The sequence below is a fragment of the Azohydromonas australica DSM 1124 genome (genome assembly GCF_000430725.1).
In the GTDB taxonomy this organism is placed as follows: domain Bacteria; phylum Pseudomonadota; class Gammaproteobacteria; order Burkholderiales; family Burkholderiaceae_C; genus Azohydromonas; species Azohydromonas australica.
This window is the reverse complement of the sequence record NZ_AUMO01000032.1, coordinates 137,743-160,246: the sequence shown is the minus strand read 5'-3', so window position 1 is coordinate 160,246 and position 22,504 is coordinate 137,743. Positions and strand designations below refer to the sequence as shown.

The 22,504-nt window shown below is 70.8% G+C and carries 19 protein-coding genes; 8 read left to right on the top strand and 11 right to left on the bottom strand.

The genetic code is table 11. The annotated features are described in order from the left end of the window. The first annotated feature begins 4 nt into the window (after positions 1 to 4). The 4 genes from H537_RS0104655 to holA are packed head-to-tail and all read left to right on the top strand — an operon-like array spanning position 5 to position 4,644. Entirely contained in the window at positions 5 to 445 is a 441-nt protein-coding gene (locus H537_RS0104655; RefSeq protein ID WP_028996966.1) for an ExbD/TolR family protein, read from the top strand. Positions 446 to 477: 32 nt separating this feature from the next. Continuing rightward, positions 478 to 3,105, top strand: coding sequence for a leucine--tRNA ligase (gene leuS, locus H537_RS0104650; RefSeq protein ID WP_028996965.1), 2,628 nt, complete (start codon positions 478 to 480; stop codon positions 3,103 to 3,105). 5 nt (positions 3,106 to 3,110) lie between these two features. Further along, complete coding sequence (locus H537_RS0104645) at positions 3,111 to 3,599, top strand: LPS-assembly lipoprotein LptE (RefSeq protein WP_028996964.1); 489 nt, start codon at positions 3,111 to 3,113, stop codon at positions 3,597 to 3,599. Between the two features lie 4 nt (positions 3,600 to 3,603). Beyond that, a complete protein-coding gene (gene holA / locus H537_RS0104640) occupies positions 3,604 to 4,644 on the top strand; it encodes a DNA polymerase III subunit delta (protein ID WP_028996963.1) in 1,041 nt (346 codons plus the stop codon). A gap of 47 nt (positions 4,645 to 4,691) precedes the next feature. Here the strand turns inward: holA and H537_RS41170 are convergent, their stop codons facing one another. The 7 genes from H537_RS41170 to H537_RS0104605 all read right to left on the bottom strand — a co-directional run bounded on the left by H537_RS41170 (position 4,692) and on the right by H537_RS0104605 (position 11,667). Continuing rightward, positions 4,692 to 5,648 carry a DNA-processing protein DprA gene (locus H537_RS41170; RefSeq protein ID WP_084150426.1) on the bottom strand — a complete coding sequence of 319 codons (957 nt, stop codon included), beginning with the start codon at positions 5,646 to 5,648 and terminating at the stop codon, positions 4,692 to 4,694. A gap of 56 nt (positions 5,649 to 5,704) precedes the next feature. Beyond that, positions 5,705 to 6,631 (bottom strand): 2-hydroxyacid dehydrogenase, encoded by a 927-nt coding sequence (locus H537_RS0104630; protein WP_028996962.1) that lies wholly within the window; start codon positions 6,629 to 6,631, stop codon positions 5,705 to 5,707. Beyond that, positions 6,628 to 7,131: a CinA family protein gene (locus tag H537_RS0104625; RefSeq protein ID WP_028996961.1), complete on the bottom strand. Its 504-nt coding sequence runs from the start codon at positions 7,129 to 7,131 to the stop codon at positions 6,628 to 6,630. Before H537_RS0104625 ends, H537_RS0104630 begins: the two co-directional genes overlap by 4 nt. 157 nt (positions 7,132 to 7,288) lie before the next feature. Beyond that, positions 7,289 to 7,819, bottom strand: coding sequence for a phosphatidylglycerophosphatase A family protein (locus H537_RS0104620; RefSeq protein ID WP_028996960.1), 531 nt, complete (start codon positions 7,817 to 7,819; stop codon positions 7,289 to 7,291). Then, positions 7,816 to 8,784 carry a thiamine-phosphate kinase gene (gene thiL, locus H537_RS0104615; RefSeq protein WP_028996959.1) on the bottom strand — a complete coding sequence of 323 codons (969 nt, stop codon included), beginning with the start codon at positions 8,782 to 8,784 and terminating at the stop codon, positions 7,816 to 7,818. Before thiL ends, H537_RS0104620 begins: the two co-directional genes overlap by 4 nt. An 83-nt stretch (positions 8,785 to 8,867) precedes the next feature. Then, positions 8,868 to 9,524, bottom strand: coding sequence for a response regulator transcription factor (locus tag H537_RS0104610; RefSeq protein WP_028996958.1), 657 nt, complete (start codon positions 9,522 to 9,524; stop codon positions 8,868 to 8,870). Between the two features lie 103 nt (positions 9,525 to 9,627). Next, complete coding sequence (locus tag H537_RS0104605) at positions 9,628 to 11,667, bottom strand: PAS domain-containing sensor histidine kinase (protein ID WP_028996957.1); 2,040 nt, start codon at positions 11,665 to 11,667, stop codon at positions 9,628 to 9,630. Between the two features lie 108 nt (positions 11,668 to 11,775). On the opposite strand from H537_RS0104605, the gene H537_RS0104600 reads away from it, so the two are divergent. From H537_RS0104600 to H537_RS0104590, 3 genes are all read left to right on the top strand, one after another. Further along, positions 11,776 to 14,070: an NADP-dependent malic enzyme gene (locus H537_RS0104600; protein ID WP_028996956.1), complete on the top strand. Its 2,295-nt coding sequence runs from the start codon at positions 11,776 to 11,778 to the stop codon at positions 14,068 to 14,070. Positions 14,071 to 14,380: 310 nt separating this feature from the next. Then, complete coding sequence (locus H537_RS0104595) at positions 14,381 to 14,728, top strand: guanyl-specific ribonuclease (protein ID WP_084150425.1); 348 nt, start codon at positions 14,381 to 14,383, stop codon at positions 14,726 to 14,728. 33 nt (positions 14,729 to 14,761) lie between these two features. Further along, positions 14,762 to 15,157 carry a barstar family protein gene (locus H537_RS0104590; protein ID WP_028996954.1) on the top strand — a complete coding sequence of 132 codons (396 nt, stop codon included), beginning with the start codon at positions 14,762 to 14,764 and terminating at the stop codon, positions 15,155 to 15,157. Positions 15,158 to 15,428: 271 nt separating this feature from the next. On the opposite strand, the gene rsmA is transcribed toward H537_RS0104590, so the two are convergent. The 3 genes from rsmA to H537_RS41165 form a co-directional block, all read right to left on the bottom strand. Continuing rightward, on the bottom strand, positions 15,429 to 16,208 hold the full coding sequence (gene rsmA / locus H537_RS0104580) for a 16S rRNA (adenine(1518)-N(6)/adenine(1519)-N(6))-dimethyltransferase RsmA (protein WP_028996953.1): 780 nt from the start codon (positions 16,206 to 16,208) through the stop codon (positions 15,429 to 15,431). 2 nt (positions 16,209 to 16,210) lie between these two features. Continuing rightward, entirely contained in the window at positions 16,211 to 17,545 is a 1,335-nt protein-coding gene (locus tag H537_RS0104575; protein ID WP_238446603.1) for a peptidylprolyl isomerase, read from the bottom strand. 64 nt (positions 17,546 to 17,609) lie between these two features. Continuing rightward, positions 17,610 to 20,174, bottom strand: a complete 2,565-nt coding sequence (locus tag H537_RS41165) for an LPS-assembly protein LptD (RefSeq protein ID WP_051241839.1) — start codon at positions 20,172 to 20,174, stop codon at positions 17,610 to 17,612. 148 nt (positions 20,175 to 20,322) lie between these two features. Here H537_RS41165 and H537_RS0104565 point away from each other — a divergent pair, with 148 nt between their 5' ends. Continuing rightward, the gene (locus tag H537_RS0104565; RefSeq protein WP_051241836.1) at positions 20,323 to 21,375 is read left to right on the top strand and encodes an aminoglycoside phosphotransferase family protein; all 1,053 of its coding nucleotides are present in this window, start codon (positions 20,323 to 20,325) and stop codon (positions 21,373 to 21,375) included. A 51-nt stretch (positions 21,376 to 21,426) separates the two neighbouring features. On the opposite strand, the gene H537_RS0104560 is transcribed toward H537_RS0104565, so the two are convergent. Continuing rightward, positions 21,427 to 22,467, bottom strand: coding sequence for a DctP family TRAP transporter solute-binding subunit (locus H537_RS0104560; protein WP_028996950.1), 1,041 nt, complete (start codon positions 22,465 to 22,467; stop codon positions 21,427 to 21,429). Positions 22,468 to 22,504 lie beyond the last annotated feature (37 nt).

Here is a 22,504-nt window from a genome sequence, read left to right as displayed (position 1 = left end):
GCCCATGACCTTCGGCCGCCTGGAGAGCAAGAAACCGGCGAAGCCGATGAGCGACATCAACATGACGCCGCTCATCGACGTGATGCTGGTGCTGCTGGTGATCTTCATGGTCGCCGCGCCGCTGATGACCTCCAGCCTGCGACTGGACCTGCCGCAGGCCGAGGGCGCCGCCAGCGAGGCGCAGGAGCCGCTGAACCTGGCGCTGGACGCCCAGGGCCAGGCCTTCCTCGACGACCAGCCGCTGGACGAGGCGGCGCTCACGCAGAAGCTGCAGCAGGCGGCGCAGCGCAATGCGCAGACCGAGGTGCAACTGCGCGCCGACCGCGCCGTGCCCTACGGCCGCGTGGCCGAGCTGCTGGCGCTGCTGCAGAAGAGCGGGCTCACGCGCATCGGCTTCGTGACGGAGCCGCCACAAGCCGGCGCGGCGGCATCGGCCCCGAAATAGGGGCCTCGGGCCGGCTCCTACAATCCCGGCCCATGAACGAAAAGTACGTCCCCGCCGAGGTCGAGTCGGCCGCCCAAGCGCACTGGAATGCGCGCGACGCCTACCGCGTCGTCGAGGATGAAAGCAAGCGCAAGTTCTACGCCTGCTCGATGCTGCCGTATCCCAGCGGCAAGCTGCACATGGGCCATGTGCGCAACTACACGATCAACGACATGCTCGCGCGCCAGCTGCGCATGAACGGCTGGAACGTGCTGATGCCCATGGGCTGGGATGCCTTCGGCCTGCCGGCCGAGAACGCGGCGATGAAGAACCAGGTCCCGCCGGCGCAGTGGACCTATTCCAACATCGAGTACATGAAGGGCCAGATGCAGGCCCTGGGCCTGGCCATCGACTGGTCGCGCGAGATCGCCACCTGCAAGCCCGACTACTACAAGTGGAACCAGTGGCTGTTCCTGAAGATGCTGGAAGCCGGCATCTGCGAGCGCCGCACCCAGGTCGTGAACTGGGATCCGGTGGACCAGACCGTGCTGGCCAACGAGCAGGTCATCGACGGCCGCGGCTGGCGCTCCGGCGCGCCGGTGGAGAAGCGCGAGATCCCGGGCTACTACCTGAAGATCACCCAGTACGCCGATGAGCTGCTGCAGCACGTGCAGACCGGCCTGGAGGGCTGGCCCGAGCGCGTGAAGCTGATGCAGGAGAACTGGATCGGCAAGAGCGAGGGCGTGCGCTTCGCCTTCCCGCACGAGATCCGCGGCGCCGACGGCGCGCTGATCCAGGACGGCAGGCTCTACGTCTTCACGACCCGTGCCGACACGATCATGGGCGTGACCTTCTGCGCCGTGGCGCCGGAGCACCCGCTGGCCACGCACGCCGCGGCGACCAATCCGCAGCTCGCCGCCTTCATCGACGAGTGCAAGCACGGCGGCACCACCGAGGCCGAGCTGGCCACGCAGGAGAAGAAGGGCCAGCCCACCGGGCTGTTCGTCACGCACCCGCTCACCGGCGCGCAGGTCGAGGTGTGGGTGGGCAACTACGTGCTCATGAGCTACGGCGACGGCGCCGTCATGGGCGTGCCCGCGCACGACGAGCGCGACTTCGCCTTCGCGCTGAAGTACGGCCTGCCGATCAAGCAGGTGGTGGCGGTGGAAGGCGAGAGCTTCTCCGACCAGGCCTGGGCCGAGTGGTACGGCGACAAGCAGCGCGGCGTGAACGTCAACTCCGGCGTGCTGGACGGCCTGTCGTACAAGGCCGCGGTGGACAAGGTCGCCGCGCTGCTGGCCGAGAAGGGGCTGGGCGAGAAGAAGACCACCTGGCGCCTGCGCGACTGGGGCATCAGCCGCCAGCGCTACTGGGGCACGCCGATCCCCATCATCCACTGCGAGTCCTGCGGCGCCGTGCCGGTGCCGGAGAAGGACCTGCCGGTGGTGCTGCCGGAGGACTGCATCCCCGACGGCAGCGGCAATCCGCTGAACAAGCGCGCCGACTTCCTCAATGTCGCCTGCCCCTGCTGCGGCCGCGACGCGCGCCGCGAGACCGACACGATGGACACCTTCGTGGACAGCTCGTGGTACTTCATGCGCTATTGCGACCCGAAGAACGAGGACGCGATGGTCGCCGGCGGCACCAAGTACTGGATGCCGATGGACCAGTACATCGGCGGCATCGAGCACGCGATCCTGCACCTGCTCTACGCGCGCTTCTGGACCAAGGTGATGCGCGACCTGAAGCTGGTCGAGGTCGACGAGCCCTTCAAGCGCCTGCTCACGCAGGGCATGGTGCTGAATCACATCTACAGCCGCCGCACCGACAAGGGCGGCATCGAGTACTTCTGGCCGCACGAGGTCGAGAACGTGCTGGATGCGGGCGGCAAGATCGTCGGCGCCAAGCTCAAGAGCGACGGCTCGGACGTGACCTACGAGGGCGTGGGCACGATGAGCAAGAGCAAGAACAACGGTGTCGATCCGCAGCAGCTCATCGAGCAGTACGGCGCCGACACCGCGCGCCTGTTCGTGATGTTCGCCGCGCCGCCGGAGCAGACGCTGGAGTGGAACGACGCCGCCGTCGAAGGCGCGCACCGCTTCCTCAAGCGCGTGTGGGGCTATGGCGTGAAGAACGCCGAGGTGCTGCGCTCGGGCGGCGACCCGGCGCAGGCCGGCGACAACGCCGCGCGCGCCCTGCGCCGCGAGGTGCACCTCGTGCTCAAGCAGGTCAGCTACGACTACGAGCGCATGCAATACAACACCGTGGTGTCGGGCTGCATGAAGCTGCTCAACGCGCTGGAAGGCTTCAAGGCCGAAGGCGCCGCCGCCGCGGCGGTGCAGCGCGAGGCCTTCTCGGTGCTGCTGCGCACGCTGTACCCGGCCTGCCCGCACGTCACGCACGCGCTGTGGCAGCAGCTGGGCTACGCCGAGCCGCTGGGCGACCTGCTGGACGCGCCCTGGCCGCAGGTGGACGAGGCGGCGCTGGTGCAGGACCGCATCGAGCTGGTGCTGCAGGTCAACGGCAAGCTGCGCGGCGCCGTGAGCGTGCCCGCCGGCGCCGACAAGGCCGCCATCGAGGCCGCCGCGCTGGCCAGCCCCGACTTCCAGAAGTTCGCCGAAGGCAAGGCGCCCAAGAAGGTGATCGTGGTGCCGGGCCGCCTGGTCAACGTGGTGGTCTGAACCGCATGAAACGCCGCACCCTGCTGGCCGCCGCCACGCTCTCGCCGCTGCTGGGCGGCTGCGGCTTCGCGCTGCGGCGCCCGCAGCCGCTGCCCTTCGAGCGCCTGGCGCTGGTGGGCTTCGCGCCGCGCTCACCCGTGGCCGAGGCGATCAAGCGCACGCTGCCGGAGAGCGTGACCGTGGTGGACGCGCCGCAGCAGGCGCAGGTGGTGCTGGAGGCGCTGCGCGAGCGGCGCGAGCGCGGCGTGGTGGCCAGCACCTCCTTCGGCCAGGTGCGCGACCTGCAGCTGCGCGTGCGCTTCGGCTACCGGCTCAGCACCCGGGCCGGCAAGCCGCTGCTGCCGCCCACCGAGCTGCTGCTGTTCCGCGACATGAGCTACAGCGAGAACATCGCGCTGGCCAAGGAGCTGGAGCAGGACGAGCTCTACCGCGACATGGAAAGCGACATCGCCCAGCAGGTGCTGCGCCGGCTGCAGGCGGTGCGGGAGAGCTAGCGCCGTGCAGTTGCGAGCGCAGGGTTTGAACGCGCATCTGGCGCAGGGGCTGAGGCCGGTCTACACGCTGTACGGCGACGAGCCGCTGCAGATGCAGGAGGCGGGCGACGCCATCCGTGCCGCGGCGCGCGCCGCGGGCTGCACCGAGCGGCAGGTCTTCACCGTCAGCGGCAACCACTTCGACTGGAGCAGCCTGCTGGGCGCGGCGCAGGAGATGAGCCTCTTCGCCAGCCGGCAGCTGATCGAGATCCGCATCCCCTCGGGCAAGCCCGGCAAGGACGGCTCCGTGGCGCTGCAGCGCTACTGCGAGCAACTCAACCCCGACGTGCTGACGCTGGTGCAGCTGCCACGGCTGGACCGCCAGCAGCAGCAGAGCGCGTGGTTCGTGGCGCTGGACGGCGCGGGCGTGAGCCTGCGCATCGACCCGGTGGAGCGGCGCGAGCTGCCGGCCTGGATCGCGCGGCGCATGGCCGCGCACCGCCAGCGCGTGGCGCCGGGCGAGGAGGGCGAGCGGACGCTTTCCTTCTTCGCCGACCGCGTGGAGGGCAACCTGCTGGCAGCGCACCAGGAGGTGGAGAAGCTGGCGCTGCTCTACCCCGAGGGCGAGCTGGGCTTCGAGCAGGTGGAGCAGGCGGTGCTCAACGTCGCGCGCTACGACGTGTTCAAGCTGAGCGAGGCGGTGCTGGCCGGCCAGGCCGCGCGCACGCTGCGCATGCTGCAGGGCCTGCGCGCCGAAGGCGAAGCCGCCGTGCTGGTGCACTGGACGCTGGCGGAGGACATCCGCGCGCTCAAGCGCGGGCGCGACGCGCTGTCGCAGGGAAAACCGCTGCCGATGGCGCTGCGCGAGGCGCGCGCCTGGGGCCCGCGCGAGCGGCTGTTCGAGCGCGCGCTGCCGCGCGTGACGGACGCGCAGCTCACCGCCTGGCTGCAGGCGGCGCGGATCTGCGACGGCCTGGTCAAAGGCCTCAAACACCCGGAATGGCCTTCGGAACCCTGGGATGGGTTGCAGAAACTGGCGTTGATGGTGATGCAGGGGTTGAAATAAGCGAACTCTGCAAATATTTCGCAGTCCGCTTTATTTCAAACGTGACCTCATCGCGGAGCCGCTGCATCGACCTGAAATAACGGCTCGAATGCGGCGGCATCCTGGGGATTGGGCCAAGGCATCGCCCCCTTGGCACCTAAAGCATCAAGCCCGGAAGACAACCCGCTCGTGGATCGAACGTACACCGGCACGAACCTGAGCTTGTCGAGTTGTTCAACGGCGCCGGCCCAAGTCTGTCCCTTCCTGAAACTCGCGCTCATCACCAGCCCCACGTCCGCCAGCGCATAAATGAGTTTGTTGCGCTGCGTGGACAGGCTGGCATTGAAAGTGGCGTTTGGGTCGTAAGGCGACATCAGAACCAGTTGGCCGTCGCGCAGCGGGTTGCGGTATTCGCGGGTCGAAACGTTCTTGGACAAGCTGTCCGCCAGCACGGCGCTGACCCGGCCTCCTGCCCGCAGCGCGGTGCCCACGGCGATCTGGTCGATGCCCGGAGCGCCGCCGGATATCAACGTCTTGCCGGCCTGCGCCGCCAGGCGGCACACCGTCATCGTCTCGTCCACCAGCGCGTCGTCCAAGTGGCGCGAGCCGACCACGGCCAGGCCGCCGGATTCGAGCAATGGCTTGTCGCCACAGCCGTAAATCACCGCGGGCGCGTTCTCCCGCAAACGGGCCTTGAAACGCCGGGGATATTCAGCATCAGCCCGGCTGAGCACCCAGATGTTTTGAGCATTCCAGCGCTCCACGATCTGCTCCATCACGAAGCCGCGCCCCAGCAGCCAGCGCAGCCTGGATTCGTCGATCACGGCGTGGCAGTTATGCAGGAGTTCGTCAGCCTCCGGCCCCAGGAAATCCGCCGGTTGGCGTTTCAATTCGCGCAGATGCCGGGCCAGGGCGTTGTATTCGGCAAGCTTCAGCAATTCCGAGGGCGCCGCGCCGCGTCCGCCCATCAGCGGGCCCGTCAGCAGCAGGATCGCCCGGGTATTGGGGGACAAGGCTTCATTCATGGGTCACGTGCCTGGAAAAACACCTCCAGCAAGTGCGAAGCCCGTCGATTCGCCCCTCAATACCCCCGCTCGGCCTCTACCCGGTGCGCCGGCGGGTTCCCGGCCATGACGGCCCGGACATTGGCCGCCGCGATTCCTGCCGCGCTGCGCGCATCCGTCAGCGCCGCCGCGTGCGGCAACAGCGTCACCCGCGGGTGGCTCCAGAAGCGGCTGTCTGCCGGCAGCGGCTCGGCCTGGAACACGTCCAGCACCGCATGCCGCAGCCGCCCTCCATCCAGCGCGGCCAGCAGATCGGCTTCCACCACGTGCCCGCCGCGCGCCAGGTTCACCACGCAGGCACCTTCGGGCAGCAGCGCCAGGCGCTGGGCGTCGAACAGCCCACGCGTGGCGGCGGTGAGCGGCAGCAGGTTCACCACGACGTCGCTGCGCGAGAGCAGCGCCGGCAGAGCCTCCTCGCCGTGCACGCTGTCGATGCCGGGCTCCTGGCGCGGCCGGGCGCTCCAGCCCTGGACGCGGTAGCCCTGCGCCACCATGCGCCGCGCGGCGGTCAGCCCCATCTCGCCGAGGCCCAGCACCGTCACCCGCACCTCGTCGGCGCGGCGCTGCGGCAGCACGCGCCAGATGGCCTCGCGCTGCTGCCGCGCGTAGTCGAAGAAGCCGCGCTGCAGCGACAGCACCGCCCACAGCGCCGTCTCCGCCATCGCCGCGCTCATGGCCGGATCGACCATGCGGGCGATGGGCACGCCTTGCGGCAGCGTGGCGTCCGCCAGCAGCCGGTCCACGCCCGCCCACAGCGACTGGATCAGGCGCAGGCCTTTCAGACCCTGCAGCTGTCCCGGCGGCGGGTTGGCGACCAGGACCACGTCCACCTCGGCACCGGGTGCGGCCTCCACCCACTGCGCCTCGGGCAGGGCGTGCTGCAGCGCTGCCATCCACGCCTGCCGCTCGGCCGCACCGAGCTGGCCGACCAGCGCGAGCTTCATGCGGCACCCGCCTGGGCCAGGGACAAGGCGCGGTCCAGCGCCCGCTGCACGGTGACGGCGCGCACCGCGGCACGGTCGCCGCCGAGCTGCAGCAGCTCGGCGCCGGCCGGGCCGCTGCGCAGGGCCCAGGCCAGCCAGACCGTGCCCACCGGCTTGCCCGGCACCGCGCCGCCCGGGCCGGCGATGCCGGTGACGGCCAGCGCCAGATCGGCATGCGCATGCGCCAGCGCGCCGGTGGCCATCACGCGCGCCACCGGCTCGCTCACGGCGCCATGGGCACCGATGAGCGAGGCCGGCACGCCCAGCAGCTCGGTCTTGGCCTCGTTGCTGTAGCTGACGAAGCCGCGCTCGAACCAGTCGCTGGAGCCCGCCACCGCGGTGCAGGCCGCGGCGATCAGGCCGCCGGTGCAGCTCTCGGCCGTCACCAGCCGCCAGCCGCGGGCGCGCAGCGCCTCGGCCAGGGCGTTCACTTGCGGCTCCAGGTCGTCGGGGAAGGTCATGGGATGGGTCTCCTTGGGGTTGAAGACTGGGCGTGCCTGCCTGGTCGCTGCGCTCCGGCGTGGGACCGCCTGGATTCCCGCCTTCGCGGGAATGACGAAGTGGTGAGCGTCACGCCTCGGCTCTCGGCTGGCGCCAAACAGCCTCACCGGCCAGCGCTCACATCACGAAGCGCCGCCACAAGGCGATCACCAGCACGGTGCAGAAGGCCGCCACCACATCGTCGATGAGGATGCCGACGCCCTGGGCCCAGCCCGGCGTGCGGCCGTCGCGGATCTTGAACAGCCGGTCGGCCCAGCCGACCGGCCCCGGCTTGGCGGCGTCGAAGAAGCGGAACAGCCCGAAGGCCACTGCCTGTCCGACGAGGCCCATGGGCATGGCGAGCCACAGCACGGCCCAGAAGGCGATGACCTCGTCCCAGACGATCGCGCCCGGGTCGGCGACGTTCAGGTGCTGCGCGGTGCGCGTGCAGGCCCAGCAGCCCACGGCCAATCCCGCCAGCAGCACCCAGCCCCACTGCGCGGCCGTGAGCCAGTGGTCCAGCACCAGGTAGCTCACCCAGGCCCACAGCGTGCCGACCGTGCCCGGCGCCTTGGGCGCGAGGCCGCTGCCGAAGCCCAGCGCGATCCAGTGCGCCGGGTGCGCCAGCAGGAAGCGCAGGTCGGGCCGGCGCGGCGCGGACGTGCTCATGCCGACAGGAAATGGTCGAAGCTGGCGAAGGTGTCCTGCAGCGGCGAGCCGTAGCCGTCCACCAGCCGCAGCCCCGGCTCGGACTGCAATTCGCCGATGCGCGCCACGCCCACACCCGCGGCGCGCGCCGCGGCCAGCACCGCCTCGCGCCGCTGCGGCGAGGCGCTGAACAGCAGCTCGTAGTCGTCGCCGCCGGCCAGGCCGCATTCGAGCTGCAGCGCGCGCGGCTGCGCCGCCAGCACCGCGCTGCGCGGCAGCGCATCGGCGTCCACGCGCGCGCCCACGCGCGAGGCGCGCAGCAAGTGGCCCAGGTCGCCCAGCAGCCCGTCGCTCACGTCGAGGGCGCTGTGCGCCAGGTCGCGCAGCGCCAGCCCCAGCGCCACGCGCGGACGCGGCTGCTCCATGGCATGGCGCACCTTCTCGAAATCCCAGCCGTCCAGCGACACGTGGCCGCGGAACACCTCCAGCGCCAGCCGCGCGTCGCCGATGCCGCCGCCCGGCGGGTGGCTGACCCACAGGTCGTCGCCGGGCCGCCCGCCCGAGCGCAGCAGCCCGCGGCCGGCCGGCACCTCGCCGAAGACGGTGATGCAGATGTTCAGCGGCCCGGCCGTGGTGTCGCCGCCCACGAGCTCGATGCCGTGCTCGTCCGCCAACGCGAACAGCCCGCTGGAGAAACCCTCCAGGAACGCGGCGTCCGCGCGCGGCAGCGACAGCGCCAGCGTGAAGGCCAGCGGGCGCGCGCCGCAGGCCGCCAGGTCGCTCAGGTTCACCGCCAGCGACTTGTGGCCCAGCCGCGCCGGCAGCACGGTGGAGAGGAAGTGCCGCCCCTCCACCAGCATGTCGCTGGACACCGCCAGCTGCATGCCCGGCGCCACGTTGAGCAGCGCGCAGTCGTCGCCCACGCCCAGCGCCGCGCGCCGCACCGGGCGCTTGAAGAATTTCGCGATCAGGTCGAACTCGCCCAAAGCCATGGCACGCAAATCGTTGAGAAGGAACAGGGAAGGGAAGACGGGCGCCGCGGCGCCGGCGAAGTCGGCCGCGCCGCGGCTCAGGCCTGCCCCTGCTCGCGCAGCAGGTTGGCCAGCTCGACGGCGGACTTCACGTTCATCTTCTCGAACAGCCGCGCGCGGTGCACTTCCACCGTGCGCACGCTGATGCCCAGCGCGTTGGCGATGAGCTTGTTGGGCTTGCCCTCGATGACCAGCTGCATCACGTCGCGCTCGCGCTCGGTGAGTTCGGACAGCGCCTGCGACTTGGCCCGGGTCTCGCGCCGGCGCGTGATGGCCTCGGCCGACAGCGCCAGCGCCTGCTCCACGCGGTCCACCAGCGCGTTGTCGGAAAAGGGCTTCTCGACGAAGTCGAAGGCGCCGCGCTTGACCGCGGCCACCGCCGTGGGCACGTCGCCGTGGCCGGTAAGGAAGATCACGGGCAGCGCGGCGGTGACGCCGCGTTCGGCCAGGCGCTCGAACAGCGTCAGGCCACTGGCACCGGGCATGCGCACGTCCAGCAGCAGGCACGAGGGAGCCTCGGGCCAGCTTGCCTGCGTGGCGGGGGGCAGCGCATCGAGCATGGCCTCGAAGGCCTCGGCGCTGTTGAAGCCTTCCGAGAGCAGCCGCCGCGAGCGCAGCAGCCAGGCCAGCGCGTCGCGCACCACATCCTCGTCATCGACGAGGTACACCATGGGGAGACCGAGCGGGGGTTGCATCGCGAGAGTATCGGCCATGTAAGCCCGCGTTCAGGCGGGGCGCGGCCCTTCGGCAACCCTGTCCTGAACTTGTCGAAGGGCGCCGGGCGAACCGGAAACCGGCTCAGGCCCGCACCGGCACGGCACGCGCCACGCGCGCGGCATCGGGCAGCGTGAAGCGGAACTCGGTGCCGCCCGGGCCCTCGGGCTGCGGCACGCTCTCGAACTCCAGCGCGCCGCCGTGCTGCTCGATCACGGTGCGGCACAGGCTCAACCCCAAGCCCATGCCTTCGCTGCGCGTGGTGAAGAAGGGCGTGAACAGCCGCTGCGCCACCTCCGCCGGGATGCCCGGGCCGGCGTCGATGACGCTGAAGCCCACGCGCCCCTCCTGCGACGGGTGCACGCGCAGCCGCAGTAAGCGCTGCGGCTGCGGCGTGGACGTCTCCATGGCCTGGATGCCGTTGCGCGTGAGGTTGAGCAGCACCTGCTCCACCATCGTGCGGTCGCACATCACACGCGGGATCGGGTCCGGGTACTCCAGCTCGATGCGCGTGCCGCTCTTGCGCGCCTGCAGCCGCACCAGCGGCAGCACGGCGTCGATGAGCTGGTCGGCGCGGATGCTCTCGCGCGCCTGCTCGCGCCGGCGCACGAAGTCGTGCACGCTCTTGATGACGCGCCCCGCGCGCTCGGCCTGCTCGGCGATGCGCGTGACGGCGTGGCGCAGCATGTCGGGCGTCTGGTCGTCGGGCTGCTGCAGCAGGTTCAGCGAGCCGGTGGCGTAGCTGGCGATGGCCGCCAGCGGCTGGTTGAGCTCGTGGCTCAGCAGCGAGGCCATCTCGCCCACCGTGGCCAGCCGCGCCGAGGCCTGCAGCCGCTCCTGCTGCTGGCGCGAGAGCTCCTCCACCCGGCGCTGCGCGCTCATGTCCAGCACCGCGCTCATCCAGCCCGTGTGGCGGCCTGCGCCGTCCACCAGCGGGGTCTCGTAGATCATCACCGGGAAGCGCTCGCCGTCGCGGCGCATGAACACCGTCTCGAAGCCTTCCTGGTGCGGGTTGTCCACCGGCTCGGCGCGCATGCGCGCGGCCTGGCGCTCGGTGTATTCCTCCACGTGCTCGGGCGGCCAGTACGGCGGCGGGGCGGTGCTGCGCAGCTCGTCGGCGCTGAAGCCCACCATCGTGCAGAAGGCCGGGTTGACGTAGGAGATGCGCCCATCGAGCGTGCGCGCGCGCAGCCCGGTGCTCAGCGAGTCCTCCATCGCCTTGCGGAAGGCCAGCGCCTCGGCCAGCGCGTGCTCGGCCTGGGCGCGGCGGCGCACGTCGCGCGCCAGCAGCAGCAGCAGCGCGAACAGCACCACCGACAGCCCCAGCACCAGCGCCGTGGACAGGTTGGGGATGAGCTGCGGGCTGCCCTCGGCGCTGTCCACGCGCAGCTGCAGCGCGCTGCCCGGCAGCTCCAGCAGGTGGCGCGCGTGGTAGAAGCCCGCGCCGCGCGCCATGCCCGCGCGCGCCAGGCGCGTACCGTCCATCTCGACGATGGAGAACTCGTGCCGGCGCAGCCGCTGCGCGCCCGCGGACTCCTCCAGCAGCGAGCCCAGGCCGAAGCTCAGCACCACGAAGCCGTCGTGCCCGCCGTCGCGCTGCACCGGGATGCAGGCGTCGATCACCTCCACGCCCAGCCCGCCGGGCTGGGGCACGAAGTAGCTGCGCGAGAAGGCCGGCGCGCTGGCACGGCGCGCGGCCGAGCAGGTCAGCTCGGTCTCGGCGCTCATCTGGTCGCGGCCGAGCTGCTCGAACAGCGGCGCGCTGTAGGGCGAGGCCAGGCTGCCCAGCAGCACCATGTCGGTCCCGCGCCGCTCCACGCGCAGCACCTCGCGCTGCGTGCGCAGCAGCTCCGTGGCGCCGGCCTGCCAGGGCGCGGCGCCGCCGCCGCTCCACAGCTGCGCCTGCAGCGCCTGCACGCTGCGCATCACGGTGCGGCGCAGCTCGGCCGCCACCTCGTCGGCCACGCGCTCCACCGCCTCCTGCTGGCGCGAGGCCTCGTGGCGCACCGTCAGCATCACCAGCAGCGTCTGCGCCACCAGCAGCAGCGCCACCAGCGCGCCCCACAGCAGCGCGCGCCGGACGCGGCCGGGCAGGGCATTGCGAAGGAGCTGCAGGGCATTCATGGGGGCGCGCAGTATGCGTCAGGCACGCAAAGCTGCCCTGACTTGAGGGGAGTCAACTTGACGGCTCCTACAATCGTTGCCCCCCGCACAGCCAGAACGACTTTTCACATGTCCACTGCTGAAGACAAGCGCGCCGAGTTGCGCCGTGCCGCCCTCGAATACCACGAGTTTCCGACCCCGGGCAAGGTGTCCATCGCTGCGACCAAGTCCATGGTCAACCAGCGCGACCTGGCGCTGGCGTACTCGCCGGGCGTGGCCTACGCGTGCGAAGAGATCGTGGCTGATCCGTCGGCGGCCTTCCGCTACACCGCGCGCGGCAACCTGGTGGCAGTGGTCAGCAACGGCACCGCCGTGCTGGGCCTGGGCGACATCGGCCCGCTGGCGTCCAAGCCGGTGATGGAAGGCAAGGGCGTCCTGTTCAAGAAGTTCGCCGGCATCGACGTGTTCGACATCGAGCTCGCCGAGAAGGACCCCGACAAGCTCATCGAGATCATTGCCGCGCTGGAGCCCACCTTCGGCGGCGTGAACCTCGAGGACATCAAGGCCCCGGACTGCTTCTACGTCGAGCGCAAGCTGCGCGAGCGCATGAACATCCCCGTCTTCCACGACGACCAGCATGGCACCGCCATCGTCGTGGGTGCGGCGCTGCTCAACGGCCTGAAGGTCGTGGGCAAGGACATCACCAAGGTCAAGCTCGTGGCCTCGGGCGCCGGCGCCGCGTCGCTGGCCTGCCTGGGCCTGCTGCTCAAGCTGGGCCTGCCGCGCGAGAACATCTGGGTCACGGACCTCGCCGGCGTGGTCTACCAGGGCCGCACCGAGCTGATGGACCCGGACAAGGCCGAGTTCGCGCAGGAGACCTCGCAACGCACGCTGTCCGAGGTGATCGAGGACGCCGACGTGTTCCTGGGCCTGTCCGCCGGCGGCGTGCTCAAGCCCGACATGGTGCGGCGCATGGCGACCAAGCCGTTGATCTTCGCGCTGGCCAACCCCACGCCGGAGATCACGCCCGAGGAGGTCAAGACGGTGCGCGACGACGCCATCATGGCCACCGGCCGCACCGACTACCCGAACCAGGTCAACAACGTCCTGTGCTTCCCCTACATCTTCCGCGGCGCGCTGGACTCGGGCGCCACGACGATCACGGTGGAGATGGAGATCGCGGCGGTGCACGCCATCGCCGAGCTGGCCCAGGCCGAGCAGAGCGAGGTGGTGGCCGCGGCCTATGCCGGCGCCAACCTGAGCTTCGGCCCCGAGTACCTGATCCCGAAGCCCTTCGACCCGCGGCTGATGATCAAGATCGCGCCGGCGGTGGCGCAAGCGGCGGTGGACTCCGGCGTGGCCTCGCGTCCGATCCAGGACATGGACGCCTACCGCGAGAAGCTGCAGCACTTCGTCTACGCCTCGGGCACGACGATGAAGCCCATCTTCGCGGTGGCCAAGACGGCGCAGGCGCGCCGCGTGGCCTACGCCGAGGGTGAAGAGGAGCGCGTGCTGCGCGCGGTGCAGATCGTGGTGGACGAAGGTCTGGCGCGCCCGACGCTCATCGGCCGTCCGGCCGTGATCGCGCAGCGCGTGCAGAAGTTCGGCCTGCGCCTGGAGCTGGGCCGCGACTACGACGTGGTCAACATCGAGCAGGACGCGCGCTACACCGACTACTGGCAGACGTACCACCAGCTCATGGAGCGCAAGGGCGTCACGGCGCAGTTCGCCAAGATCGAGATGCGCCGCCGCCTCACGCTCATCGGCGCCATGCTGCTGCACAAGGGCGAGGTGGACGGTCTCATCTGCGGCACCTGGGGCACCACGGCGCTGCACCTGGTGCACATCGACGCGCTCATCGGCCGCCGCCCGGGCGTCGAGAACTACGCGTGCATGAACGCGCTGATCCTGCCGAACAAGCAGCTGTTCCTGGTGGACACGCACGTCAACTACGACCCCACCGCCGCGCAGATCGCCGAGATCACTATCCTGGCCGCGGAGGAGCTGCGCCGCTTCGGCATCGAGCCCAAGGCCGCGCTGCTGTCGCACTCCAACTTCGGCTCCAGCAACCAGCCCTCGGCCGTGAAGATGCGCGAGGCCCTGGCGCTGGTGCAGCAGCAGGCGCCGTGGCTGGAAGTGGACGGCGAGATGCACGGCGACACCGCGCTGGACCCCAGGCAGCGCGAGGCGCAGATGCCGCGCAGCACGCTCACGGGCGAGGCCAACCTGCTGGTGCTGCCCAACATCGACGCGGCCAACATCGCCTACAACCTGCTCAAGACGGCAGCGGGCGGCGGCATCGCCATCGGCCCGATCCTGCTGGGCGCGGCCAAGCCGGTGCACATCCTCACGCCCTCGGCCACCGTGCGCCGCATCGTCAACATGACGGCGCTGACGGTCGCGGACGCCAACGCGCCGCGCTGATCTCCCGCAGCCCTCGTGTCGGCGCGGACGCGTGAGCCGCGCCGCGCCTCCCGCGCCCGGTGCACTCCGGACCGAAATGCACGGTCCTGGTGCACCCGGGTGCGGAATCTTCACGCCTATGCCTCCTATAGCCTTCGGGTGCTGCTGCAATTTGAGGCAAAAACTTGAGCTTCCTTAGGGCTTTCGCTACCATCCTGCCTTTCGCAGATTTCAGGGTTATCCCGTGTTGAGGAGTGCTCAGCCGCAGCGACGGTGGTTCTTGCGCAAGTGGGGATTCGCTTTCGTTGCAGCCGCCGCACTCTTGGGCGGCATGGGTTGGGAGCCGGCGTGGAGCCGGGCCCCGGCCGATGCGCCAGCCGCGCTGCAGGAGGTGCCACTGTCGGCCTTGCCGGCACCGGCGCAGTCCACCGAACGGCTGATCCGCGCCGGCGGTCCCTTTCCCTACCAGAAGGATGGCAGCGTGTTCTTCAATCGCGAGCGGCTTTTGCCCGTGCGCGAGCGCGGCCACTACAGGGAGTACACCGTGCCAACCTCCGGCAGCCGCGATCGCGGCGCTCAGCGCATCGTCTGTGGCGGCAAGCCGCCCACGAATCCTGAAGTCTGCTACTACACAAGCGACCACTACGCGAGCTTCCGCCGCATCGTGGCCGACCGATGACCGATTTGTGTGACTCCAGGAGGTAACGCGACCATGCTGTTGCAGACCGTCCGACCAAACATCGTCCAGTCGATACGCGCCTACCGCGTCGAGGATCTGATGCAGGCCGCCCAGGGCGCCGGCCAGCATTTCCTCCACGCCAACCTCGGCAACGCCCAGTCCAAGCAGGAGGTGCTGGAGAGCATCGCGCAGTCGTTTCTGTTCCCGGCGCACTTTGGCAAGAACCTCGATGCGCTCTACGACTGCATGACGGACCTGGTTCACAAGTCCGGCGCGCAGCCGGGCTTCGTGGTCGTCCTGGAGCAGCTGCCAGACAACCCGCGCTTCGACCGCGAGGCGCGCGAGCAGCTGCTGGACGTGTTCCGCGACGCGGCCGACTTCTGGGCCGAGCGGAAAGTCCCATTCAGGTGCTTCTATTCTTTTCAGTAGCCCGCTCCCAAGAAAACGGGTCATGGGAGCGGGCTACTGAGGTGGCCCCCACGGAAAAGCCGAAGGCCCTCACGAAGGCCCAGCAACAGGCGAATTTCGGTACCAACATGCCGCTCATGTGCAGCGCCTTCGACACGGCGATGTGGCGCAGCGCGGCCTGAGCTGAAGCACTCCGCTTCGGCACCGGTGCCCAAAGAAAAAGCGACCCTCGGGTCGCTTTTTTCATGCTCGGGCGCCCGGGCTCCGGGCCCGCGCTCCAGGCGGCTCCGGTTCAGGCCGTCGCCGGCGACAGCGCCGCGGCCAGCGCGACGTACTCGTCCACCGGCACTTCCTCGGCGCGGCGCTGCACGTCGAAGTCGCCGCTGAAGCCGCGCTGCTCCAGCCAGCGGCCCAGCGTGTTGCGCAGCAGCTTGCGGCGCTGCGAGAAGGCCACGGCCACGAGTTCCTGCAGCAGCGCCGCGTCCAGCGCCGCCGGCTTCGGCCACGGCACCATACGCACGATGGAGGAGTCCACCCGCGGCGGCGGCTCGAAGGCCTCGGGCGGCACGTCGAACAGCGACTCCACCTGGTAGCGCCACTGCAGCATCACCGACAGCCGCCCGTAGTCCTTGCCGCCGGGCGCGGCGGCCATGCGGTCCACCACTTCCTTCTGCAGCATGAAGTGCTGGTCCAGCACCACGTCGGCCGCGGGCAGGAGGTGGAACAGGATCGGCGAGGAGATGTTGTAGGGCAGGTTGCCCACCACGCGCAGCGGGCCCTGCGCGGCGCGCTCGGCGGCCAGGGCGCGGAAGTCCACCTGCAGCACGTCGGACTCCACCACCGTGAGTTCCGGGCGCCGGCGCAGCCGCGCCGCGAGGTCGCGGTCGAGTTCCACCACCGTGAGCGCGCCGCAGCGCGCCACCAGCGGATTGGTCATGGCGCCCAGCCCGGGACCGATCTCCACCAGCGGCTGCCCCGGACGCGGGTCGATGGCGCGCACGATGGCGTCGATGACGGCCGTGTCGGACAGGAAGTGCTGCCCGAAGCGCTTGCGCGCGATGTGCTGTCCCATGCTCAGCGGGGGTTCTCGCGCATCTCGACGTAGGCGCGCGAGCGCAGCTCGCGGACCCAGTCGGCATACGCCTGGTCGAAGCGCTGCTCGCGCAGCGCGTCACGCGCGAGCTCGCGCAGCTGCTTGGGCTCCACCGCCACCTCGCGTCGCTCCAGCACCTGGATCAGGTGCACGCCGAAGCGCGAGACCACCGGCTCCGACAGCCCCATCGGTTGCAGCGCGTTCATGGCCTGTTCGAACTCGGGCACGAAGGAGCCCGGCGAAGTCCAGCCCAGGTCGCCGCCCTGCGCGGCGCTGCCGTCCTGCGACTGCGCGCGCGCCACGTCCTCGAAGCGCGCCTTGCCGCTCTCGATCTGGCGCCGGTACTCGGCCAGCCGCTGCTTGGCCACGTCCGCCGACAGCTGGGCCGAGGGGCGCAGCAGGATGTGGCGCGCGTGGGTCTGCGTCACGCGCAGCGTGGCGCTGTCGCGCTTGTCCTGCAGCTTGAGCACGTGGAAGCCCGCGCCGGTGCGCAGCAGCTGCGGCGCCACCTGCCCGGGCTGCAGGCCGCGCACCCGCTCCACGAACACGTCGGGCAGCCGCTGCGCGGGCCGCATGCCGATCTCGCCGCCGCGCTCGCGGTTGTCGTCCTGCGACACCTGGCGCGCCACGGCGGCGAAGTCCTCGCCGCCCAGCACGCGCTGCAGCGCCTGCTCGGCCTGCGCGCGCAGCCGCTCGACCTCGGCCGCCGGCGCGCCATCGGACACCGGCACCAGGATCTGCGCGATGTTGTATTCGCTCTGGCCGCCCATCTCGCGGCGCTGCTTCTCGATGAAGGCGTCGATGTCGGCGTCGCTGATGCGGATGCGCTGCTGCAGCTCACGCTCGCGCACCCGCTCGATCATGATCTGGTCGCGCAGGTTGGCGCGGAAGCGCTGCATGTCGATGCCGTCCTGGCGCAGCCGGTCACGCAGCTGCGCCGGCGTGATCTGGTTCTGCGCCGCGACGCTGTTCACGGCACGGTCCAGCTCGGCGTCGTCCACGCGCGCGCCGTTGTCGCGGGCATAGCTCAGGATCACGCGCTCGTCGATGAGCGCCTCCAGCACCTGCTGGCGCAGCTGGTCCTCCGGCGGCAGCCGCTGACCGGCGCGCGCGGCCTCGGCGCGGATGCGCGCCAGGCGCTGCTCGATCTCCACCGCCGTCACCAGCTCCTGGTTGACGACGGCCACGATGAAGTCCGCGGTGCGCGGTGCGCTGGCGGCGGCGAGGGCGGACGGCACCGGCGCCTGCAGCGCGCACGCCGCCAGCAGCCAGCCGAGCACGAGGGTCTTGGGCTTGCGAAACAAGGGGTCACTCACGATGGCTTGGGGGCGGCCGCGACCGGGCCTGGAAAGGCGCAGCCGTGGGCCGCGCAACGGCAAATCACTCATACGAAGCGGGCGGCGGCAGCGGCGCGACGTCCTCGCGCAGCAGCCGGTAGCCCGGGATATTGTCCCTGAGGACCTGCAGCGGGTTGCTGCCCAGCCGCGAAAGACCAACCAGCTCCAGTTGCAGCAGCAGCCGCGTGGTGGCTTCCGTGCGGCCGGTGGACAACCGTTCGCCCACCACGCGGGCAATCCAGCAGCCCGCGTCGTACTCGAAGCCGGCGATGGAATCGGTGATGCGGCTGTCGCGCATGCTGTAGAGCACGCGACCGACGCTGAAGAGGCTGCCGCCGCCGCAGCTGCCGTTGCCGCTGCCACCGCCGCCCTGGATCAGCGCGCCCGGTGCGCGCCCGTACACCGGCCACTGCCAGCCCGCCTCCAGCTGCTCGCTGAAGTCGCGCGTGAAGCGGTAGCGCAGGCTCAGCGTGCGGTAGGGCCCGGGCGAGTAGCGCGCGCCCAGCACCGAGCGCGACACGCGCCGCGTCGAGTGGTTGTATTGCAGCGAGCCGTCCACGGCCCACAGCGGCGTCAGCCATGACGAGCCCAGCAGCAGCAGGTCCGACAGCCGCTGCGTGATGGGCACGCCTTCGGGCGTGAGCTGCTGGTCGGAGAACTGCACGCGCTGCGCCACGCCGAAGCGCGCGAGCTCCTGGCCGCCAGCCTCGTCCAGGAAGCGCGTGGTGACGCCGGCGGTGATCTGGTTGGCGTCGTTGACCCGGTCCACGCCCGAGAACGCGTTCTCGCTGTAGAGCGAGGTGATGTTGAAGTCCTTGCCCGCCGTGTCGAACAGCGGCAGCGCGCCCTGGTCGCGGTAGGGCGTGTACACGTACAGCAGCCGCGGCTCCAGCGTCTGGCGCAGGTTGCGTCCCAGCAGCATGGAGGCGCGCTCGAACACCAGCCCGGCGTCGGCGCTGAAGGTGGGAATCACGCGCGCGGCGCTGGTGCGCCCGTCGCTCATCGCCTGGTCGGTGGCGTAGCTCGCCGCGTTGAAGGAGAACTTGGGCGTGAACCAGCCCCAGGTCGCGCTGAAGGGACGGCTGAGCGAGCCCAGTGCGTGCCAGCGCGAGCCGGTGATGGTGCCGGCGGCGGCCGTGGGGGCGGCGCTGAAGCGGTTGAACTCGGTCTGCAGGTCCATCCGCAGCCCGCCGGCCAGCGGGCTGCCGCCCCGCACGCCGATCTGCGGCAGCCGCTCGTAGGGCGGAAGGATCCGGCCCAGCGGATCCGTGTCCTGCAGCACCTGCCAGCTCAGCGCGCGGGCGTAGCCGGTCCACTGGCCGCCGGGCAGCCCGAAGCTGCCCAGGTTGCGGTCGGCGTTGAGGTCCACCGGCAGCAGCCGCGGCGTCAGGGTGGCGCCGGTGCGCGCGGACAGCAGCGAGATCGAGCCGCGGGAGAAGTCCTTCCAGTAGTTGTCGTCCGACACCCGCACGCCTTCGAGCCGGTAGCCGAAGCCCGCGCCGCTGCCGTTGTGGTCGAAGCCCAGCGCCCAGCGCTCGCGGTCGGCCACCTGGTCGTTGGGCAGCAGGTTGAAGTTCAGCCGCCCCTGGTAGGCCGGCTCCATGTAGCGGAACTCGCTGTTGATGCCCGGGCCGCGGCGCGTGGACAGCGTGGGCGTGAAGGTGGCGTCGCGGTTGGGGGCGATGTTCCAGTAGTAGGGCACCGCCACGTCCAGGCCGCTGCGGTTGTCGATGTTGATGGTGGGCGGCAGCCAGCCCGACTTGCGCTCGCTCGACAGCGGAAAGCTCAGCCGCGGCGCGGCCAGGATCGGCACGTCCAGGAAGCGCAGCACGCCGCCGCGGGCGATGCCCTCGTTGGCGTCCACGTTCAGCTCCACCTCGTCGGCCGACAGCAGCCACGCCGGCGCGCCGCCGCCCTCGGGCGTGCAGCTGGTGTAGGTGCCCTGGACGATGCGCGCGCGGTTGGGGCCCAGGAGGTCGATGCGCTCGGCCTGCCCGCCGGCCTGCGTCAGGGCCAGGAAGTACTCGGGCTCCAGCACGAAGCCCTCGCGGGTGTCGAGCTGCAGCTGCAGCTCCTGGCCCTTGAAGCGGTTGCCGTCCTGCTCCACCCGCAGGTTGCCGCGGGCCTTGAGCAGCTGCTGGTCCTGGCGGAAGTTGACCTGGTCCGCCCACACGTGCAGGTTGCCCTGCTGCAGCTCGACGTTGCCCTGCGCCTCCATCTCCACGTCCGGGCGCCCGCCGATGCGGTCGGCCTGCACCTCCACCGGGCCGCCTTCGGGACCGATCTGCGCACGCCGAGGGCCGGCGGATGGGGGCGCGACCAGCGCCGGGGCCGAGCCCCGGGCGGAAGCGGGCGTCGCTGCGGCCGGAACGCCGGCCGCGGCCGACGCCGCCGGCACAACCGGGGCGGCCGGAGCAGCGGGCATCGCCCCCGGCCCGGCAGGCTGGACCTCCATGGGCGGCGGCGCGCTTTCCTCGGGCAGCAGCACCTGCGCCGCGGCGCCCAGCGGCAGCCCGGCCAGCAGGGCCAGCGCCAGCAGCCGCTCGGCACGCGGGCGCGGCAGCGTCAGGGATGGGGCGGACGGGCGGGCGTGGGCAGGCAGGCGCAAGGCGGCAAGGAGGCTGTCGGGCCGGGCGGCGGCCGGGCCGGCGTCAGGAAGGGCGCCGGGTGCGGTTCGTAAAATCGGGGCGATTATCCATGAGGGTCTGTCCGGACCCTCACTGCCCGCGGCGCCGCCGCGCCTGGCCCTGTCCCCCATGAGCACCACCATCACCTGGACCGATCCTGCGCGCGCGCAGGCCTTCAATGCCTGGCTCGCGCCGCTGGCGGCGCAGCACGGGCTGCAGCTGCACACCCTGCGCCCGGCCTCGGCCGACGCGAGCTTCCGCCGCTACTTCCGCATCGACGGCGCCGACGGCGCCTCGCGCATCGTCATGGACGCGCCCCCGCCCCAGGAGGACGTGCGGCCCTTCGTGCACGTCGCCCAGCTGATCCAGGGCGCCGCCCTGAACGGCCCGGAGCTGCTGGCCGTGGACGAGACCCACGGCTTCCTGCTGCTGTCCGACCTGGGCCAGCAGCTGTTCCTGGACGCGCTGCGCCAGGCCGACGCCGCGCAGGCCGACGCGCTCATGCGCCAGGCCATCGCCGCGCTGGTGCAGTGGCAGGTGCGCATCGACCCCGCCACGCTGCCCAACTACGACGGCGCGCTGCTGCAGCGCGAGCTGGCGCTGTTCCCCGAGTGGTGCGTGCAGCGCGAGTTCGGCGTCACCTGGACCGAGTCGCAGCAGGAGCACTGGAACCGCATCGCCGCGCTGCTGACGGCCAGCGCGCTGGCGCAGCCGCGCGTGGCGGTGCATCGTGACTGGATGCCGCGCAACCTCATGGTGGGGCAGCAGGGCCCGGGCATCCTGGACTTCCAGGACGCCGTGCGCGGCCCCGTGACCTACGACATCGCCTCGCTGCTGCGCGACGCCTTCATCTCCTGGGACGAGGAGCGCGAGATCGACTGGGCGGTGCGCTACTGGCAGGCCGCGCGCGAGGCCGGCGTGCCGCTGGACGGCGGCCTCAAGGAGGACTTCGGCGAGTTCTGGCGCGCGCTGGAGTACATGGGCCTGCAACGCCACCTCAAGGTGCTGGGCATCTTCTGCCGCCTCAAGCACCGGGACGGCAAGGACCGCTACGTGCAGGACCTGCCGCGCTTCTTCGCCTACGCCACCAAGGTCGCGCTGCGCTACCGCCAGCTGCAGCCGCTGCTGCCGCTGCTGGAGCCGCTGTCCGGCGCGGCGGTGGAGGCGGGGTACACGTTCTGAGCTGAAAAAAAGGCGCTGCCGCGGCAGCGCCTTTTCCTGGGGTGCGGCGCCTTACTTCTTGCGCGCCGCCACGGCCGCCTCGGCCTTGGCCACCAAGGGCTCGCCCACGGTCTTCTTCCACTTGTCGTAGACCGGGCGCGTGGCCTTGGCGAAGGCCTCGCGCTCGGCGGCCGACAGCTTCACCACGCTCACGCCGTTGGCGGCGATGTCCTTGAGCACCGGCGCCTCGGCCTCGGTCAGGCCCTTGCGCGCGATCTCGATCTGCTGCTTGCCCGCGTCCACCGCGGCCTGGCGCACGATGTCGCGGTCGGCCGGGGTCCAGCTCTCCCACACGTCGCGGTTGACCACGAAGATCAGCGGATCGGCCATGTAGCCCCAGACCGTCAGGTGCTTCTGCGCCACGGTGTGCAGCTTGGCGGCGGTGTAGATGGACAGCGGGTTCTCCTGCCCGTCCACCGCGCCGCTGGCCAGCGCGGGCTGCGCGTCGGCCCAGCTCATCTGCGTGGGGTTGGCGCCCAGCGCGGTGAAGGTGTCGATGAACAGCGGCGAGCCCACCACGCGCAGCTTCAGGCCCTTGAGGTCCTCGGGCTTGCGGATGTCGCGCTTGGAGTTGCTCAGCTCGCGGAAGCCGTTCTCGCCCCAGGCCAGCGGCACCACGCCGCCCTTTTCCAGCGTCTTGAAGATGTCCTTGCCCGGCTCGCCCTGGGTGATGGCGTCGATGGCGGCGTAGTCCGGCATCAGGAAGGGCAGCGAGAACAGGTTGAGCTCCTTGACCTGCGGCGACCAGTTGATGGTCGAGCCGATGGCCATGTCGATCACGCCCTGGCGGATGGCGGTGAGCTCGCGCGTCTGGTCGCCCTGCACCAGCGACACGCCGGGGTAGAGCTTTATGTTGATGCGCCCGCTGGTGCGCTGCTTGACCAGGTCGGCCCAGATCTCGCCGCCCTTGCCCCACGGGAAGGCCGTGCCCAGCACCAGCGACATCTTGTATTCGGGCTTGTAGTTGGCAGGCACCTGGGCGTGGGCGCTGCCCAGCGACAGGACGGTGGCCAGCGCGGTGGCGGCGGCGGCGAACAGGTTGCGGCGTTTCATCTCGTGCAGTCTCCGTGGAGGGGTTCTTGGACAGGAA

What these genes read in the sequence shown, in the direction of transcription:
- H537_RS0104645 (WP_028996964.1), top strand. Translation starts at nt 3,111, where the DNA reads ATGAAACGCCGCACCCTGCTGGCCGCCGCCACGCTCTCGCCGCTGCTG.
- H537_RS41170 (WP_084150426.1), bottom strand. Translation starts at nt 5,648, where the DNA reads ATGAATGAAGCCTTGTCCCCCAATACCCGGGCGATCCTGCTGCTGACG.
- H537_RS0104630 (WP_028996962.1), bottom strand. Translation starts at nt 6,631, where the DNA reads ATGAAGCTCGCGCTGGTCGGCCAGCTCGGTGCGGCCGAGCGGCAGGCG.
- H537_RS0104620 (WP_028996960.1), bottom strand. Translation starts at nt 7,819, where the DNA reads ATGAGCACGTCCGCGCCGCGCCGGCCCGACCTGCGCTTCCTGCTGGCG.
- H537_RS0104590 (WP_028996954.1), top strand. Translation starts at nt 14,762, where the DNA reads ATGCTGTTGCAGACCGTCCGACCAAACATCGTCCAGTCGATACGCGCC.
- H537_RS0104610 (WP_028996958.1), bottom strand. Translation starts at nt 9,524, where the DNA reads ATGCAACCCCCGCTCGGTCTCCCCATGGTGTACCTCGTCGATGACGAG.
- H537_RS0104565 (WP_051241836.1), top strand. Translation starts at nt 20,323, where the DNA reads ATGAGCACCACCATCACCTGGACCGATCCTGCGCGCGCGCAGGCCTTC.
- H537_RS0104605 (WP_028996957.1), bottom strand. Translation starts at nt 11,667, where the DNA reads ATGAATGCCCTGCAGCTCCTTCGCAATGCCCTGCCCGGCCGCGTCCGG.
- H537_RS0104560 (WP_028996950.1), bottom strand. Translation starts at nt 22,467, where the DNA reads ATGAAACGCCGCAACCTGTTCGCCGCCGCCGCCACCGCGCTGGCCACC.
- rsmA (WP_028996953.1), bottom strand. Translation starts at nt 16,208, where the DNA reads ATGGGACAGCACATCGCGCGCAAGCGCTTCGGGCAGCACTTCCTGTCC.
- H537_RS0104595 (WP_084150425.1), top strand. Translation starts at nt 14,381, where the DNA reads ATGGGTTGGGAGCCGGCGTGGAGCCGGGCCCCGGCCGATGCGCCAGCC.
- H537_RS0104600 (WP_028996956.1), top strand. Translation starts at nt 11,776, where the DNA reads ATGTCCACTGCTGAAGACAAGCGCGCCGAGTTGCGCCGTGCCGCCCTC.
- leuS (WP_028996965.1), top strand. Translation starts at nt 478, where the DNA reads ATGAACGAAAAGTACGTCCCCGCCGAGGTCGAGTCGGCCGCCCAAGCG.
- H537_RS0104655 (WP_028996966.1), top strand. Translation starts at nt 5, where the DNA reads ATGACCTTCGGCCGCCTGGAGAGCAAGAAACCGGCGAAGCCGATGAGC.
- H537_RS0104625 (WP_028996961.1), bottom strand. Translation starts at nt 7,131, where the DNA reads ATGACCTTCCCCGACGACCTGGAGCCGCAAGTGAACGCCCTGGCCGAG.